This is a genomic window from Aquimarina litoralis (assembly GCF_019295435.1).
Classification (GTDB): domain Bacteria; phylum Bacteroidota; class Bacteroidia; order Flavobacteriales; family Flavobacteriaceae; genus Aquimarina; species Aquimarina litoralis_A.
The window spans coordinates 92,312-108,113 of record NZ_WEKL01000108.1 but is presented as its reverse complement, the minus strand read 5'-3'; the positions used below and the strand labels follow the sequence as shown (position 1 = coordinate 108,113).

General features: G+C 32.8%; 12 protein-coding genes and 1 tRNA gene. 8 read left to right on the top strand and 5 right to left on the bottom strand.

Annotated elements, in window-relative coordinates; all coding sequences use genetic code 11:
* Nucleotides 1-313 precede the first annotated feature (313 nt).
* Nucleotides 314-2,500, bottom strand: coding sequence for a glutamine synthetase III (locus tag GBO31_RS24415; RefSeq protein WP_219011253.1), 2,187 nt, complete (start codon nucleotides 2,498-2,500; stop codon nucleotides 314-316).
* A 219-nt stretch (nucleotides 2,501-2,719) separates the two neighbouring features.
* Between GBO31_RS24415 and GBO31_RS24410 the strand changes: the two genes are divergently transcribed.
* A complete protein-coding gene (locus GBO31_RS24410) occupies nucleotides 2,720-3,742 on the top strand; it encodes a glutamine synthetase beta-grasp domain-containing protein (RefSeq protein ID WP_219011252.1) in 1,023 nt (340 codons plus the stop codon).
* A gap of 240 nt (nucleotides 3,743-3,982) precedes the next feature.
* Here GBO31_RS24410 and GBO31_RS24405 read toward each other — a convergent pair whose 3' ends face one another.
* A complete protein-coding gene (locus tag GBO31_RS24405) occupies nucleotides 3,983-4,936 on the bottom strand; it encodes a calcium/sodium antiporter (RefSeq protein WP_219011251.1) in 954 nt (317 codons plus the stop codon).
* Nucleotides 4,937-5,118: 182 nt separating this feature from the next.
* Between GBO31_RS24405 and GBO31_RS24400 the strand changes: the two genes are divergently transcribed.
* The 4 genes from GBO31_RS24400 (at nucleotide 5,119) to GBO31_RS24390 (ending at nucleotide 8,763) form a co-directional block, all read left to right on the top strand.
* Complete coding sequence (locus GBO31_RS24400; protein WP_219011250.1) at nucleotides 5,119-5,475, top strand: BlaI/MecI/CopY family transcriptional regulator; 357 nt, start codon at nucleotides 5,119-5,121, stop codon at nucleotides 5,473-5,475.
* A gap of 3 nt (nucleotides 5,476-5,478) precedes the next feature.
* Nucleotides 5,479-7,542, top strand: a complete 2,064-nt coding sequence (locus GBO31_RS24395; protein ID WP_219011249.1) for a M56 family metallopeptidase — start codon at nucleotides 5,479-5,481, stop codon at nucleotides 7,540-7,542.
* Between the two features lie 129 nt (nucleotides 7,543-7,671).
* Complete coding sequence (locus GBO31_RS27115; protein ID WP_246615983.1) at nucleotides 7,672-7,821, top strand: SsrA-binding protein; 150 nt, start codon at nucleotides 7,672-7,674, stop codon at nucleotides 7,819-7,821.
* A gap of 123 nt (nucleotides 7,822-7,944) precedes the next feature.
* Nucleotides 7,945-8,763 carry a hypothetical protein gene (locus GBO31_RS24390; protein ID WP_219011248.1) on the top strand — a complete coding sequence of 273 codons (819 nt, stop codon included), beginning with the start codon at nucleotides 7,945-7,947 and terminating at the stop codon, nucleotides 8,761-8,763.
* Nucleotides 8,764-8,835: 72 nt separating this feature from the next.
* On the opposite strand, the gene GBO31_RS24385 is transcribed toward GBO31_RS24390, so the two are convergent.
* Complete coding sequence (locus GBO31_RS24385) at nucleotides 8,836-9,348, bottom strand: adenine phosphoribosyltransferase (protein WP_219011247.1); 513 nt, start codon at nucleotides 9,346-9,348, stop codon at nucleotides 8,836-8,838.
* Between the two features lie 377 nt (nucleotides 9,349-9,725).
* Here GBO31_RS24385 and GBO31_RS24380 point away from each other — a divergent pair, with 377 nt between their 5' ends.
* The 3 genes from GBO31_RS24380 to GBO31_RS24370 all read left to right on the top strand — a co-directional run bounded on the left by GBO31_RS24380 (nucleotide 9,726) and on the right by GBO31_RS24370 (nucleotide 11,472).
* Nucleotides 9,726-11,063: an SPFH domain-containing protein gene (locus GBO31_RS24380; RefSeq protein WP_219011246.1), complete on the top strand. Its 1,338-nt coding sequence runs from the start codon at nucleotides 9,726-9,728 to the stop codon at nucleotides 11,061-11,063.
* Between the two features lie 63 nt (nucleotides 11,064-11,126).
* Complete coding sequence (locus GBO31_RS24375) at nucleotides 11,127-11,354, top strand: putative signal transducing protein (RefSeq protein WP_219011245.1); 228 nt, start codon at nucleotides 11,127-11,129, stop codon at nucleotides 11,352-11,354.
* A 44-nt stretch (nucleotides 11,355-11,398) separates the two neighbouring features.
* Nucleotides 11,399-11,472: transfer RNA gene (locus GBO31_RS24370), tRNA-Arg, on the top strand.
* 909 nt (nucleotides 11,473-12,381) lie between these two features.
* Here GBO31_RS24370 and GBO31_RS24365 read toward each other — a convergent pair.
* Nucleotides 12,382-14,970, bottom strand: coding sequence for a leucine-rich repeat domain-containing protein (locus GBO31_RS24365; RefSeq protein WP_219011244.1), 2,589 nt, complete (start codon nucleotides 14,968-14,970; stop codon nucleotides 12,382-12,384).
* Nucleotides 14,960-15,211 (bottom strand): hypothetical protein, encoded by a 252-nt coding sequence (locus GBO31_RS24360; protein ID WP_219011243.1) that lies wholly within the window; start codon nucleotides 15,209-15,211, stop codon nucleotides 14,960-14,962. Before GBO31_RS24360 ends, GBO31_RS24365 begins: the two co-directional genes overlap by 11 nt.
* Between the last annotated feature and the right edge of the window lie 591 nt (nucleotides 15,212-15,802).

Sequence of the window (15,802 nt, the reverse complement as noted above, 5' to 3'; positions counted from 1 at the left end):
AAATTTGATTAATAATTCAATTCCACTAAATATTTGGGGCGCATGAGTAAGTTTTAGAACATTTCTAAAACTTAATTTTCAATGAAAAATCTGGGGGGAGATATTCCTGAAGGATTTGATTTTCCTTCTACAGAACAACACAAATTTAGGAAAACATTAAGGGTATTTTTAAAGATTTAATAAGAATTCGACAAAATGCATTACGGAAAACCCATAAAAAACAGTCACTTATGCGATTTTTTCAAGGTTTTAACAGATATTAATTTTTTGTTAATAATTGAACAAAAAAACAGCGTGGTCAGTAAATTCTTACCTATCTCGTAAATAAAAGCTCTCTATATTTAGTTAAAGGCCATAATTCATCATCTACTAATAGCTCTAATTCGTCGCAATTAGTTCTAACCTCATCAAACAAAGGTTTGACCTTTTCACAATAATCGATTGCTTTTTGCTCGATGTCACTTAAGGCATTAGCTTTTTTACGTTCTTTGGTCATTTGGTTGACCTTCGTATTGATGGCTCCAATATGCTTAGAAATCTCTTCAATGATTTCCATTTGTTCTTTGCCGTACTTTTTGAAATCGTTACCATATAAGTTCTTCAAACCAGATACATTACTGATGAGCATATTTTGATATTTTATGGCTGTTGGGATTATATGGTTTCTAGCAATGTTACTTAACACTCTGCCTTCTATCTCAATCCGCATTACATATTCTTCAATTTCGATTTCATATCTGGCTTCGGCTTCAATCTTATTCATCACTCCCATCTTATTAAAAAGATCCAAGGTCTTTTTTGAGACTTTAGCTTTCAATGCTTTTGGAGTTGTCTTATTATTACTTAGTCCTCTTTTTTTAGCTTCTTTTTCCCAATCTGCCCCATAACCATTTCCTTCAAAAAGAATATTTTTAGATTTCTTAATGTATTCACGTAGTACATTAAAAATTGCTTCATCTTTTTTCAAGTTCTTTTTATCAATCAACAGATCCACTTCTTTTTTGAATTCTACTAGTTGCTGCGCAACAATTGTGTTTAGAATAGTCATTGGATTTGCACAATTTGCTTTAGAACCTACAGCTCTAAACTCAAATTTATTACCCGTAAATGCAAAAGGCGATGTACGATTACGATCTGTATTATCCAATAAAATTTCAGGAATCTTACCAACCACATTTAGTTTCAGGTCTGTCTTTTCTTTAGGAGAAAGTTTTCCATCGGTCACACCTTCCAAATCTTTTAATACAGAAGTAAGTTGCTCTCCTATAAATACAGACATAATTGCTGGTGGTGCTTCATTAGCTCCTAGACGATGATCATTACTTGCAGATGCAATACCAGCTCTCATCAATTCTTCATGCTCATTTATAGCTTTTATAGTATTGATAAAAAAGGTTAAAAACTGTAAGTTACTCATAGGTGTTTTTCCAGGACTTAATAAATTAACTCCTGTATTAGTACTCAAGGACCAATTATTATGTTTTCCTGATCCATTGACACCTGCAAAAGGTTTTTCGTGTAGCAAAACTTTTAGATGATGTCTCGCTGCTATTTTTTCCATAATATCCATTAATAATGAATTATGATCTACAGCAAGATTTGTTTCCTCGAAGATGGGCGCTAATTCAAACTGATTCGGAGCTACTTCATTATGTCTTGTTTTTGCTGGAATCCCAAGTAGCATACATTCAACCTCAAGATCTTTCATAAAATTTAAAGCTCTTGTTGGTATACTGCCAAAATAATGATCATCCAATTGTTGTCCTTTAGCAGAAGAATGTCCAAGCAGCGTTCGACCGGTCATTACAAGATCTGGTCTTGATTCTACAAGCGCTTTATCAATCAAAAAATATTCTTGCTCCCATCCTAATGAAGCATTTACTTTTTTTACATTTTTATCAAAATATTTCGCAACTGCCGTAGCTGCAACATCAACAGCATGTAGTGCTCTTAGCAAGGGAGTTTTATAATCTAAAGCCTCTCCTGTATATGCAACAAAAACAGTTGGAATACACAAAGTAGTACCATAGATAAAAGCAGGAGATGTAGGATCCCAAGCAGTATAACCTCTTGCTTCAAACGTATTTCGAATACCACCATGAGGAAATGAGGAAGCATCAGGTTCTTGTTGTACTAGTTGTCCTCCACCAAATTTCTCAATTCCATGCCCTTCACCAATGATTTCAAAAAAAGCGTCGTGTTTTTCTGCTGTTGCTCCTGTTAATGGTTGAAACCAATGTGTGTAATGTGTTACTCCTTTTGATAAAGCCCAATCTTTCATTGCGGAAGCAATTTGATCTGCAATTTGCCTATCAATTTTACTACCGTGATCAATTGCATCCATGACACTAGTATAGGCGTCTTTTGTTAGATATTGAAGCATAGTTGTCTGATTAAAAACGTTTTCACCAAACAGAACAGATCTTCGTTCGGTTTCTGTAACTACTACAGAATTACGATTTAATGTTTCCTTTAATGCTTCGAATCTAAGTGTTGCCATAATGAAGAAAATTTATTTGCAAATATAAAGGAAGTTTTCATTGTTAAAATCAAAAAAATGATCTATAAAAATTACTATAAACACAAAATACCCTATAAAAAAGTAGGGTGTTGATAAAAATTGATAAAAAAAACACATTTGACCCCCTATTTTTTTTCCGTTATCACAAAATAAAACTAATTTTGAAACCTTTAAGAGTTCAATTATAAAGTGTTAATTATGAGTAAAGCTAAATTAGAATACATTTGGTTGGATGGTTATAAACCAACTGCTAATCTAAGAAGTAAAACAAAAATTGAAGAAGATTTTAGTGGAAAGCTAGAAGACTGCCCAACATGGTCTTTTGACGGTAGTTCTACAAAGCAAGCAGAAGGAGGTTCTTCTGACTGTTTATTAAAGCCAGTAGCTATTTATCCTGACCCAACTAGAAGAAATGGATATTTAGTAATGACTGAGGTTTTAAATGCTGATGGAACACCACACGAATCAAATGCAAGAGCTACTATTGATGATGATGATAACGATTTCTGGTTTGGTTTCGAACAAGAATACTTTATTATGGATAAGACCACTCAACTACCTTTAGGTTTCCCTGTAGGTGGATATCCTGGTCCTCAAGGAATGTACTACTGTTCTGTAGGAGGAAAAAATACTCACGGTAGAGATTTCGTAGAAGAGCACGCTGATTTATGTATTGATGCTGGTCTTAATTTTGAAGGAATCAACCAAGAGGTAGCAAGTGGACAGTGGGAATTTCAATTATTCTCAAAAGGAGCTAAAAAAGCAGGAGACGAAATCTGGGTTGCTAGATATTTACTAGACAGACTTACTGAAAAATATGGTTACTATATTGAGTACCACCCAAAACCAATAAAAGGTGACTGGAATGGTTCTGGTATGCATGCAAACTTCTCTAATGAAATATTAAGAACTTGTGGTTCTAAAGAAGTTTATGAAGCGATTTGTGAAGCATTCAGGCCTGTAACTGCTGAGCACATTGCGGTTTACGGAGAATTTAATGACCAAAGATTAACTGGAGAGCACGAAACTCAATCAATCCACGAATTCTCTTACGGAGTATCGGATAGAGGAGCTTCTATTAGAATCCCAATTATCACTGTAGAAAAAGGATGGAAAGGTTGGTTAGAAGATCGTCGTCCAGCTTCTAATGGTGATCCATACAAAATTGCAGCTAGAATTGTTAAGACTGTAAAAACTGCTGAAATACCAGTTACAGCATAATAAATTAACCAAAGTTGTTAAACGCAAAAAACAGCCTTCTTCATCGAAGGCTGTTTTTTTATGCTTTAAATTTAAAATCTTATAGATCAATCTATTTTGTGATGACATTCATATAAAACCGGAATGCATACATAAACGAAAAGAATAGGTACTTATAAATCCTTATGATGAAAAGCTCAATTAACTATACTATATAAAAAGGATACTATAGACTTCTAGTATTTATAATTTCTAAGTAAGCTAGTTGATAAAAACCAATGCAATGAAAATACAATAGCCTGCAAATATTAAAAATCCTTTAGGTCGTCCTAAAACCATTTTTTTAGGCACAAATGCTAATGGTAATAATATCATGGCAAATCCTAACATCCAGAAGATATCAATATTCATTAAACGGGTATCTGAAACAGCAATTGGTTGAATTAATGAAGTTACTCCTAAAACAGAAGCGATATTAAAAATGTTAGAACCTATTAAATTCCCTAAGGAAATTGCTTTTTCCTGTTTTAAAGCAGCTATAACCGAAGCGGCTAATTCTGGAACACTAGTTCCTACAGCAACCATTGTAAGTCCGATAACAGCTTCACTTACTCCCATTCTTGAAGCAATATCCTTTGCTCCATCTACCAATAACTCTGATCCAAAATACAGAGATACTCCACCAATAAGCAGCCAAAATATCATTTTAAAATTAGATACACTCTCTAGGGAATCATCAACATCTTCCACCATTTTATCCGCATTCTTTCTTGCTCTTTTAATTAATAAAAACATATACACAAAAAGAGATCCTAATAAAACTCCACCTTCTAATCTGGTAAGTACCCCATCATTATCCAGAAAAACATATAATGCCAATGATAGTAACATCATAACTGGCCAATTGAACTTATAAAAATCTCTATCAATTGCCAAAGGACCTATTAACGCCGTAATTCCCAAGACCAAACCAATATTAGCAATATTTGATCCAATCACATTACTTAAAGAAAGATCTGCAGACTCACCCAAAGCTGCTTGCAAACTCACTAATAATTCAGGAGCAGAAGTAGCAAAGGAAACCACAGTAAGTCCAATCACCATTTTTGACAACTTTAATCTAAAGGATAAAGCAACCGAAGAACGCACCAAATACTCTCCTCCTACTACAAGTAATACAAAACCTATTAGTACATAAAATATACTCTGAATCATATGCTATGAATTTGTTTGCGAATATAGAATAAGTATAGGATATGTGGTAAATGTTACACCTTTTTTTAACAAACTAAACACCCTTAAAAGATTTGAAAACTACAAAAATAGTTAAATAACTATAAAAATAGTTGTGAAACTAGATTCGTAGTTATATATTTGGCTTCAAATAAAAAAAGAAAATGGAAAAGCTCACCAATAAGGAAGAAGAAATCATGCAAGCTTTATGGAAACTCGAAAAAGCATTTGCAAAAGAGGTTCAAGCGGAATTAAATAACACAGTACATTATAATACTGTTTCTACGATCATAAGAAATCTAGAAGAAAAAGGATACATCGATCACAAAGCATTTGGCAAAACACATCAGTACTATCCAATTATTACTAAAGAAGCTTATCGAAATAACTTTGTAGGCAAAGCAATGACCCAATACTTTAATAACTCTTATAAAAACATGGTTTCCTTTTTTGCTAAAGAAGAAAAGATTACCGCAGATGAGTTAAGAGAGATTTTAAATGTAATTGAACAAAAAAAATAACCTATGGAAGCGTTTCTATTATACATACTGAAATCGAGTATTATTCTTTCCTTATTTTATATGGTGTATTTCTTCTTATTAAGAAAAGACACTTTTTTTACAGCGAACAGACATTTTTTATTGGCTGGAATGCTAGGCTCTCTTTTATTACCGTTTTTAGAGTTCACTCAAATAGAATTTATCGAACAACCTAGTTTTCAATTCATCGAGTACAGTTCTGATGCTTCTGTAAGCGAAGAAATACCTTCTGCTCCCATAAATTGGTATCTACTATTACTTATTGGGTATGCTGTGATCACATTTATTTTATCAGTTAGATTTATTATTCAATTGGTTTCCCTTCGTAAAATTTTTAGAAAAAGCGATAACAAACAAGGACAAGGTTTTTCATTTCTAAAAACCAGAGAAGACATCGCTCCTTTTTCTTTCTTTAAATACATTATATTCAACCCCATTCTACATGATTCTAAAGAATTAGAAATGATCTTAAAGCATGAAAAAATACATGCCCAACAGTATCATACTCTAGATATATTACTCATCAACTTGTTTGTAATTTTTCAATGGATAAATCCTTTTTCATGGTTATACAAAAAAAGCTTACAACAAAATCTTGAGTTTATTGCTGATCAGGAAGCCATACGTGATCTTCCTTCAAAAAAAGATTATCAGCTCACCTTAGTGAAGGTATCAGCTAATAATTATTCATCAATCACTAATAATTTTTATCAGTCATTAATCAAAAAACGAATCGTTATGTTAAACAAAAAAGAATCCAATCATCGAAACTTATGGAAAGCCACAATGATCCTTCCATTACTATGTCTGTTTTTATGGAGTTTTAATACAAAAACTGAAATTCAATATATTCAGACCGATACTCCTGAAGAAATTATAACTTCTGAAAGCAATGCACTAAGCACAGCTAATGTTTCTGACATTACTGATAAAGAAGTAGAAGCTGAATTTCCCGCAAAGGCTACATCTTCCAATACTAATAAGAAAACCATAGCTACTTCAGAAAAAAAGTATCCTACTAAAAACTTACAGAAAGAAGATGTGCGTACTACTAGTATACCTAGTAATACAAATGCTAATATTCAAAATAGCACTATTACTAAAACGCAGACTTCAAAAATCAAAAAGAAAAACACCATTGAATTTGTTATTAATAAAACATCTACAAAGTCAGATTTAGATAGAATGCAACGTATTTTGAAAAATGAGTATGATGTGCAAGTTAGTTTTAGTGATATTGAAAGAAATAGCAGCGATGAAATTACAAGTATTAGCGTAGAAGTATCTTCTAAAAAGAGTAATGCTAATTTTTCTGTATCTAATGATTCCCCTATTTCACCCTTTGTATTATCCTATGACAGTAAAAGTGAAAAGATTAATATCGGACAAACAGGGAATAAAAATATTTGGATCAGCAAAGACGGCAAACACAAACATGTCGGTGTAAATAGTATCGAAATAAAATCTGATGATGAAGGAAAAAGCTTTGTCCTTATCAATGAAGAATCCAAACACAAAATATTAAAGAAAGGCAAGAACTCTTTTATTGTCAAAAGTGGTGATGATGAAGATGGTATACATTTCCATTCTGACAGTCATGAAACAACCTTCAAATTTGATGGTGATTCTGATAAGGAGCCATTATTCTATATAGATGGTAAAAAAGCTACTAAAAAGGACGTAAAGAAGTTAAAGTCTAAGGATATTGCTACAGTAGAAGTACTTAAAGGTAAAAAAGCTATCAAGAAATACGGAAAAGAAGCTGAAGATGGTGTTGTTCAGATTACTACTAAGAAGTATGCTAAAAAGAAATATAAAAAAGGTACTGGTTTTGACATTCACATAGATAACAACGACATTCGATTTGGATCCACTGAAGATGGTAAAGAACCTTTGATCTTTGTAAATGGTAAAATGGCAAAACACAGCTCACTTGGAAGCTTGGACGCAGACAAGATCAAATCCGTGAATGTTTATAAAGGTCTTAGAGCACTAACCAAATTTGGAGTAAAAGGAGAACAAGGAGTTGTAGAAATCATCACCAAATAATACATTCATAATATAATATTTATCAAAAAACTCACTTGAAATCAAGTGAGTTTTTTTAATGATCTAATCCTCTAAAATTGCTTATTTTTATATTTCAAAGATTTTCTTCACACCCTATGATTTATTGACATGACAAAACCATTCTTTATTTTTTTGGCTAGATTAAATAAGATATTGCTCCCAAGTTTTACTAAAAGAAGGCTAGATCTCAGCAAAGCCTCTAAACTTCAGTTGCTTATTTTTGGCTGGAGGTTATATGTTACCAAAAGAGCACTATAATACTAATTTTCAAAATTTTATATTGAAAATCACTTTCTTTTTGCAACACTCCTATTCCTACTTCGTATTTATTTTTGAATTCATTTCAATTAAAAATCGAAAACCGAAAAAATAATATTTAGTATGAAAAAATGGATCTTTTTAGGAATGGGTATACTAGGTATACTTTCCTTAACTGCTTTCACGTCTAAATTATCTACAGACTCCTCTCAATACGCTTTACTTCCAAATGAAATTATAGCTACTATTAATAAGGATACTACAGAAAAAGAACTAGATGATTTAAAAGACTTTTTCTCTGAAAGTGGGATAGAACTAATCATTGAGAAGATAAAGTTCAATGAACAAAATGAAATTACGAGCCTTAGCATAATCTTAAAAAAAGGAAATGCAAAAAGTAAATACTCTTCGTCTTCTTCAGAACCGATATCAGATGTAGAACTTGGGTATAAAAATGGTAATCTATATATCACAAATTCGGGAATGTTTGATATTAACTCCTGGAGAAATCAAATTGGATTTCAGCATCAAAATTTTGACTTAGACAGTCTTTTAAAGAATCAGAATTTTAGATTCAATTTTGACTTTGATCAAGAAGGTGATTCTATATTTTTTAATGGAAAGCATTTTAATATAGGAAAGCTAAAAGATCAAATCATGAATTCTTTTGAGTTTAAAGAAGATGAAGATGGGAATATATTCTTTAACAATCAGCAGTTCCCTGCGAATTTTGGAAAATCTAAAAAGTACAGTTTTATAGATGATCCTGATATCGAAAAATTAATCATTATAGATGGAAAAGAAGCAGATTTCAAAACGTTGGATGAATTAGCCAAAGCCGATAAGTTGGAAGAAGTAGATTTCCTAAAATCTAATATTGCTGTTAGTCTTTATGGAGATAAAGCAAAAGATGGAGCGATCATTGCGATTACCAAAAAATAATTTTTTAGAGAACAATACAAAAACAAAAACAGTCTTTACTTCGGTAAAGACTGTTTTTGTTTGTTCCTTCTACTAATATTGTAATAAAGAACCTATAGGATACTTAAGTTTGTCTTTTCCATTTAGAAAGCTTAATTCCATAATAAAATTACACTGTACAATTTCGCCTCCTAGCTGCTCTACCAATTCACAAACAGCTTTTGCTGTTCCGCCAGTTGCCAATACATCATCGTGAATTAATACACGTTCTCCTTTTTTGATAGCATCTTGGTGAATCTCCAAAACATCTTCTCCATATTCTAACCCATAACTCTTACTATAAGTATCCGATGGCAATTTTCCCTGTTTGCGAACTGGCACAAATCCAGCGCCTAATCGTTGTGCAATCATACCTCCTAAAATAAAACCTCTCGCTTCGATACCGATTACTTTGTCTACTGTAACCCCACTCGGAATTAGCGCAGAAAGTTGATCTGCTACATATACCAAAGCATCAGAACTTGCCAGTAAAGGAGTAATATCTTTAAAAATAATTCCCGGTTTTGGAAAGTCAGGAATATCTCTTATCAGTTCTTGTATGTTCATAGTTGCAAAATAATGAAAATCGAAAAAAGAGCCTCAAAAATTATAAAAAGCTCCTTGAATTATCGAAACTACCCAAAAAAGCCCCTTCAATTATTACAAACATATAGTTAAAATATCATTATAAGTTATATTTTAAAACATAAATTAAAGAAATAAGATTACAAATTAAAACTAAAATCATTTTTTACCTTACAGAAAACATTCACTTTCGCAGATTTTAGCATAAATATTTTTTTATAAGCTTCTAGTACTATATTTTAAAAAAAGTACAACAATACAATAACAATTATTTTCAATTTAAAAACCTAGAAATCATGTAATCCTTAGTCTTCCTTTTTGATGAATTATAAATAACTAACATTTAAAAAGTCATTACTATGCTTACATATTTAGGAATCATAATGGTAATTATTGGAGTTGCCATTTTTATTATCAAACCATTTTTCAAAGAATCAAAATTATTACACAAGTTTACTCGACAAAGAAACATCGCTATGATCCTTATTGGATTATGTATGAGTGTCATCTCAGGGATGTTCTTTTATGCAGAACCAGGAACGGCATACGCAGTGCAATATCCTTGGGGAAGCCAAAAAGCAGTGGTTAATCAGGGAATTAATACCAAAATGTGGGGAAGATTGATCCCTATACAGTTTGAATTACCTATTAAATACGTCATCCCTAACAAGAAAAACGAGTTGGGTGAGCAAAGCAAATACGCCAATGTAGACAAGGCAAAATATTGGGCATTTAGCGATGCGGTAAAAGCGAGAATCGCTACTTCTGTGGTGATCAGTATCAATACTGCAGATGAAGATCAATTTTTATCGGTTGCAGATCGTAACAAAACGGAGAAAAATTTAATCAGATCTAGAATCATCCCTAACATAGATCAGTCTATTAAGAATACCTGTAAACTTATGGATGCACAAGATTATATATCTGGACAAGCATCTGATTTTGATCGGTATTTTAAAGATCAGTTAGAAAACGGAATGTATGTTTTGGAAGAGTTTATTGCGACTGAAACCAGAGAAACTATTGGTGATAGCACTACGGTAAGAACAATTCCTAACAAGGAATCGAAACAAAAAAGATTTCGCATAAAATATCATAATGGAGAGCCTGTTCGTGAGAAAGGCAACTCCTTAAGAGGATATGGTTTAACGGTGGTACAAGCCGTAGTTACCGAAATCGACTGGGAGCCTGAGTTTGATAAACGTCTTCAGTTACAGAAAGAAGAAGTAGCACAGACACAATTAGAAAAACAGCAGGCAGAACGTGAATTTTATAGAGCGCAAAAAGAGATTGCTCGTGGAGAAGCTGAAAAAGCTGCAGAAAGAGCTCGATTAGAAAAAGAGCAAATTCAAAAAACCATCGAAGCTGAAACAAAGGCTAAAGTGGCTGAATTCAATCTTATTGAAGAGCGAAAAAACTATGAAGTAGCACAGTTTAAAGCAAAAACTCAGAAAACAATGGCAGACGCACAGTCTTATGAGAATGCAAAGTTAGTAAATGCGGGTCTTACTCCACAGGAGCGCGCTGAATGGGAATTTAAGACCTCTGTAAATGTTGCCAAGCAATTAAAAGATTTGAGACTACCTGAAATTTACATTCAGGATGGAGGAAAGCAAGAAAATGATACCAATTTATTACAATCACTAATTGGTGCGGATCTTGCGAAAAAAATGATGTCACAAAAAACACCAAAGTAGTAACATCAAAAAGTGGGATGCTTTTTGCATCCCACTTATAAAAACATATTAAAACATAGCATTATGGGAACATACGTCAAATTATATATTGGAACATCTATTCTTACAAACAGGTTAGCTTTTTTGCTGGATGAAGCGGGTATTGCTACCATAATTAAAAATCATGATGAATCTGCAAGATTAGCAGGTTTTGGAACGCTTCAAAATTCGAGTGAACTTTTGGTAATGGATGATGATCTCCAAGAAGCTCATAAAATCACTCAAAATTTTAAAAAAGAAATTTTAAAATAGTTTTATAATTTATAAATTTCGCATATATTTGCACCCGCAAAAAAGGCCTCGTAGCATAACTGAATAGTGCACTTGATTACGGCTCAAGAGGTTGCAGGTTTGAATCCTGCCGAGGTCACTACAAGCAAGAAACCACGTCAAAAGACGTGGTTCTTTAATTTATGGAAAAATCAAACGTAGTTTGAAATTTTGGAATAAGATAAAGAACTAGAGCGATAGCTCGTGGTTTCTTATTTGCAAAGGGGAGTTTACTCAGGATCATCAAAGATAGTTCTGCCAAAGTTCAAGAATTGAAATATGAACAAAAAAGTACAAATCTGTGATTTGCGGCTTTTCATTTAGACTACGGAATTCAAAGGAACACCAAAGGTAATCTGCCGAGGTCACTTGATAATCAAAGCGTTACAGAAATAAATCACTGTAACGCTTTTTTATTTGCACAAAATTTGCATAAAGTTTCCCAGTAATCACAACATATAATGATAGATACAGTTTTCCTTCTATGGGCATCAACCTAACGATAACTTACAAGTTATTACACCTAATTGTTGGAAAACCTCAGCTCTATGACATCTAGTATCGTATGAAACTTCTGGATTAATTATAATTGTAATTACTTAATCCGTATGGGTTTCTACCAGATTAAAATCTCTATATAATTGATGGACTTCTAATTGTAACATCATAATAAAAATGAGAGGTATTACTTAAAATTATAATAAATCCAGTATACAAGATCCATATAAAAAACTGCCTGAAAATAAATTCAGGCAGTTACCATCGCTGATATTGCTAATTTTAACTATATAAAGCCCCTTAGCTCTTTATACAACATTAGCAATTTTATAGATTACCTCAATCAAGCAAAAGATAATCGTATAACTGTATAAAATATTATCATATAAAACAGTAACAATGTTATTGATAACCGATGTTTTCCTATTATTTTTTTCATATTATTCACAGTTTAATTTTTTATAACGCCTTGTATAATTTTATTTAGCAAGCTCATAAGTAAATCAAAGATTTAAAATTGTTCTCCTTTACCTATGTTTTGTAGAATGATATTTACATCGGTATTTTGTACTTGTCCGTTCATATCTACATCGTATATATTATATCCAGAAATTCCAATTTGAGTAATTACTGAACTAGTATCTGTATTTTGTATTTGTCCGTTTGCATCAACATCGCCCAAAGGCATTCCGTAAGAACCATTTCCTAAATCTGTAAAAGCATTGGTTCCTCCTTGTACATTTTCCGTCTTTTTAAAGTCAATTGTTGTGTTTTGAAAAAGTTGGAGTGAATATGTAGCGTTAGATACTAATGTTAAATGATTTCTATGTGCTACGGCTACATAGTAATCACCTTCCCAAGCAGTCATTATTGGAGTGCTTACACCATCTACATCAACTATATCCCCTGTTCTAAGCAATAAAGCAGATTTTGTACTCACAATTTCATTAACATTATCTGTAGCTCTTAATTGAATTTCTACCCAATCGACCACGGCACTATCACCAGTTGTATTAAATACTGAACTATTACAAGTTTCATTGGTATTGTATGGCGAAGTTGTAGGAATAATTTCTCGAATATTAGCCAACATAGGCGTAAATCCGAAATCATTTTCATCAAAAGCGGCTTCTAGAATTACACTTGGAGAAATGGTTAATGATTCGCAATCAATACTAAATTTAGCAGTACTATCCTTATCCGGCCAATTAGCTGTTGCATATGCTGAATCATCAACCTGAATACATGTTAAGTTGGGATTGCCTGTCGTATCAAAATAGCCAATATTGGTATTTGCACCATTCTTAATATTCAATTGGGATAAGTTACAGTTTTTAGCTTCAAAACCAATTAAGTTGCTCAATACACTTAGGTCTAGGCTTTCAATTGGGTTATTAGATACATAAAGTTCTTGAAGTGATATATTATCAGAAAGGTCTAAAGCAGTCAAATTATTATCAGAAAGCACCAATGAAGTCAATTTTGTATTATTACTTAAATCGATACTTTCCAAAGCATTTCCCCAAATACTTAGCCCTTTTAATTCTATATTTTGAGAGAGATTAATGCTGCTAAAGTTATTGCTAGTTGCTACCAAAGTTTCCAAAGCGGCAAAATCTTCAATCCCTGTTAGGTCTGTAATGGTTTGATCCGATAAGTTTACGGAAGTAACTACTTCTATTAAAGCTGTTGGCACTTGTCCATCCCCAGCAATATCATCATATCCTAAAGCTTCTAAAGCAGCTTCAAAATTACTATCAGGGATAGCTGTATACTGTATGGGGGTAGTGTCATACATTTGTATATACATTTGACTGTCATCTACTCCTTCAAAAAGAACCAATATTTCATTTTGTCCATTATCGACAACTATGGGATCATCATAACGAACATCAAGATCTGTTAACCTAATTTCTGAATTAATYAATGAACTCGCAGCAGCATCGACTTCCTGCATAAAARTACCCCAAGAATTGTCAGAAGTAGCTCTATAAATAACTGTATATGTATCATTCATACTATTATAAGCCACAGAAGGCACTTCTGCGTCATAATCAGAATTGTTTGTTGTAGTAGAACTAATTAAAAAGTTTGCCCCTATAAAAACCCCTGTATTAGATATACGTTGTCCATAAATATCTTCGAGTCCGGAAACGGGATCACCATTCCATACAACTAAGTATTCGTTTTGGGCTGTACTATGCGCAACCACAGGTTCAAAAGCATCCTCAGAATTATTAGTAGCATCACCAGTCACTGAAATTTGAAAATTAGTACCGGATAAGACTCCTGAGTTTGTAACAATTTGACCATATATTTCTTCTTTATTGTTTCTGTCAGCATCAGAATACCAAGCCACTAAATACTCATTATCTATTGCATTATACGCTACATGAGGTTCGTCTGCATCGAGGAGAGTATTTGTTGCGTCTCCTGAAAAAGAAATTTGAAATTCGGTACCCACTAATGTTCCGGTACTTGACACTCTTTGTCCATAGATTTCATCTTTATTTAAAAGTGAAGTATCAGATCTATACACTACGAGATACTCATTATCTGTTGAATTGTATACCACCTCCTGAGACTGCGCATCAAAATTTGCATCAGTTGTCGTACCTGTTGTGGTAATTTGAAATGTGTTTACTACCACATTACCAGTATCATCCAGTATAAGGCCAAAGATCTCATCTTTACCAGATAGTGTACTAACATCTCCATAGTATGTTAATAAATATTGATTATTGGTACTATTGTAGGCAATTCTTGRTTCATTAGCACCAAAAGAGGCACCCCCATAACCCACGTGTTCCGTAATTACAAAGTCTACCCCTTGCTCATTACCATTAGCATCTATAAATTGCCCAAAGATTTCAAATTCGCGGTCTGCCATTGTAGAGACTAAATTATTATCATCTGCAGACCAAACTGTTAAATAGTTGTTGTTCGTACTATTGTAGGCTGCACTTCCGGAAGACACAATTGCAAAATCACTAGTGGTAGAGACAGCATCTGAAACTTGAAAATCATTGGTTCCAAACTCTTGCGCCATATTCCATAACGGAAAACATAAAAACAATAAATTAAGTAGTTTAATTTTCATTTTGAAATTTTTTAGATATTCGAGACTTTACAGGTAAATCGGCAATACCTTTATTTGATACATCCAGAGAAGTTACATCTTCAATCAAAGCCGTAGGCACTTGTCCATCGCCTGAAATATCATCGTAGTCTTGTGAAAATATTTCAGCTTCAAAATTCGCATCTGGAATTTGTGTGTATTGCCCTGGTAATGTATATACTGTAAAACTTAAAAAAAATATACATAATGAAATCCTATACATACCTTATTAGTTTTTAAAAGTTGTAGTTAAAATTGTTCTCCTTTACCGATATTTTTTAATATCAAATTCACATCAGAGTTTTGTACTTGACCATTCATGTCTGTATCAAAAATGCTATAGCCTGAAATTCATATTTGAAGTACAGTACTAGAGATATCAGCATTTTGTACTTGACCATTTTCATCTGCATCTCCTAATGGAATACCGTTATAACCATCTCCTAAACTTACAAGAGCACTATTTCCTCCAGAAACATTTGTAGTATTGGTTAAATCGATTGAAGTAGCAGTATTCGTAAAGGAATAACTAGCATTAGAAACAACTGTTAAGTGATTTCTATGAGCAATTCCTAAGTAAAAATCGCCTTGCACTTGACTGAATGATACGGGGGAAGTACCATCAGTATCTACTATGTTTCCGTTTCTAAGTAACAAGGCCGATTTTGAAGTTTCTATTTGAGTAATATCAGATGCGTTTCTTAATTGAACCTCTACCCAATCTACTACGGCATTTTCTCCTGTGGTATCAAAAATTGTTGCTTCACAAATTGCAGCATCAGCATAAGGAGAAGTCGTAGGAATTAATACCGAA

Coding starts and splice junctions, on each gene's coding strand:
- GBO31_RS24415 (WP_219011253.1), bottom strand. CDS start 2,500: ATGGCAACACTTAGATTCGAAGCATTAAAGGAAACATTAAATCGTAAT.
- GBO31_RS24410 (WP_219011252.1), top strand. CDS start 2,720: ATGAGTAAAGCTAAATTAGAATACATTTGGTTGGATGGTTATAAACCA.
- GBO31_RS24405 (WP_219011251.1), bottom strand. CDS start 4,936: ATGATTCAGAGTATATTTTATGTACTAATAGGTTTTGTATTACTTGTA.
- GBO31_RS24400 (WP_219011250.1), top strand. CDS start 5,119: ATGGAAAAGCTCACCAATAAGGAAGAAGAAATCATGCAAGCTTTATGG.
- GBO31_RS24395 (WP_219011249.1), top strand. CDS start 5,479: ATGGAAGCGTTTCTATTATACATACTGAAATCGAGTATTATTCTTTCC.
- GBO31_RS27115 (WP_246615983.1), top strand. CDS start 7,672: ATGACAAAACCATTCTTTATTTTTTTGGCTAGATTAAATAAGATATTG.
- GBO31_RS24390 (WP_219011248.1), top strand. CDS start 7,945: ATGAAAAAATGGATCTTTTTAGGAATGGGTATACTAGGTATACTTTCC.
- GBO31_RS24385 (WP_219011247.1), bottom strand. CDS start 9,348: ATGAACATACAAGAACTGATAAGAGATATTCCTGACTTTCCAAAACCG.
- GBO31_RS24380 (WP_219011246.1), top strand. CDS start 9,726: ATGCTTACATATTTAGGAATCATAATGGTAATTATTGGAGTTGCCATT.
- GBO31_RS24375 (WP_219011245.1), top strand. CDS start 11,127: ATGGGAACATACGTCAAATTATATATTGGAACATCTATTCTTACAAAC.
- GBO31_RS24360 (WP_219011243.1), bottom strand. CDS start 15,211: ATGTATAGGATTTCATTATGTATATTTTTTTTAAGTTTTACAGTATAT.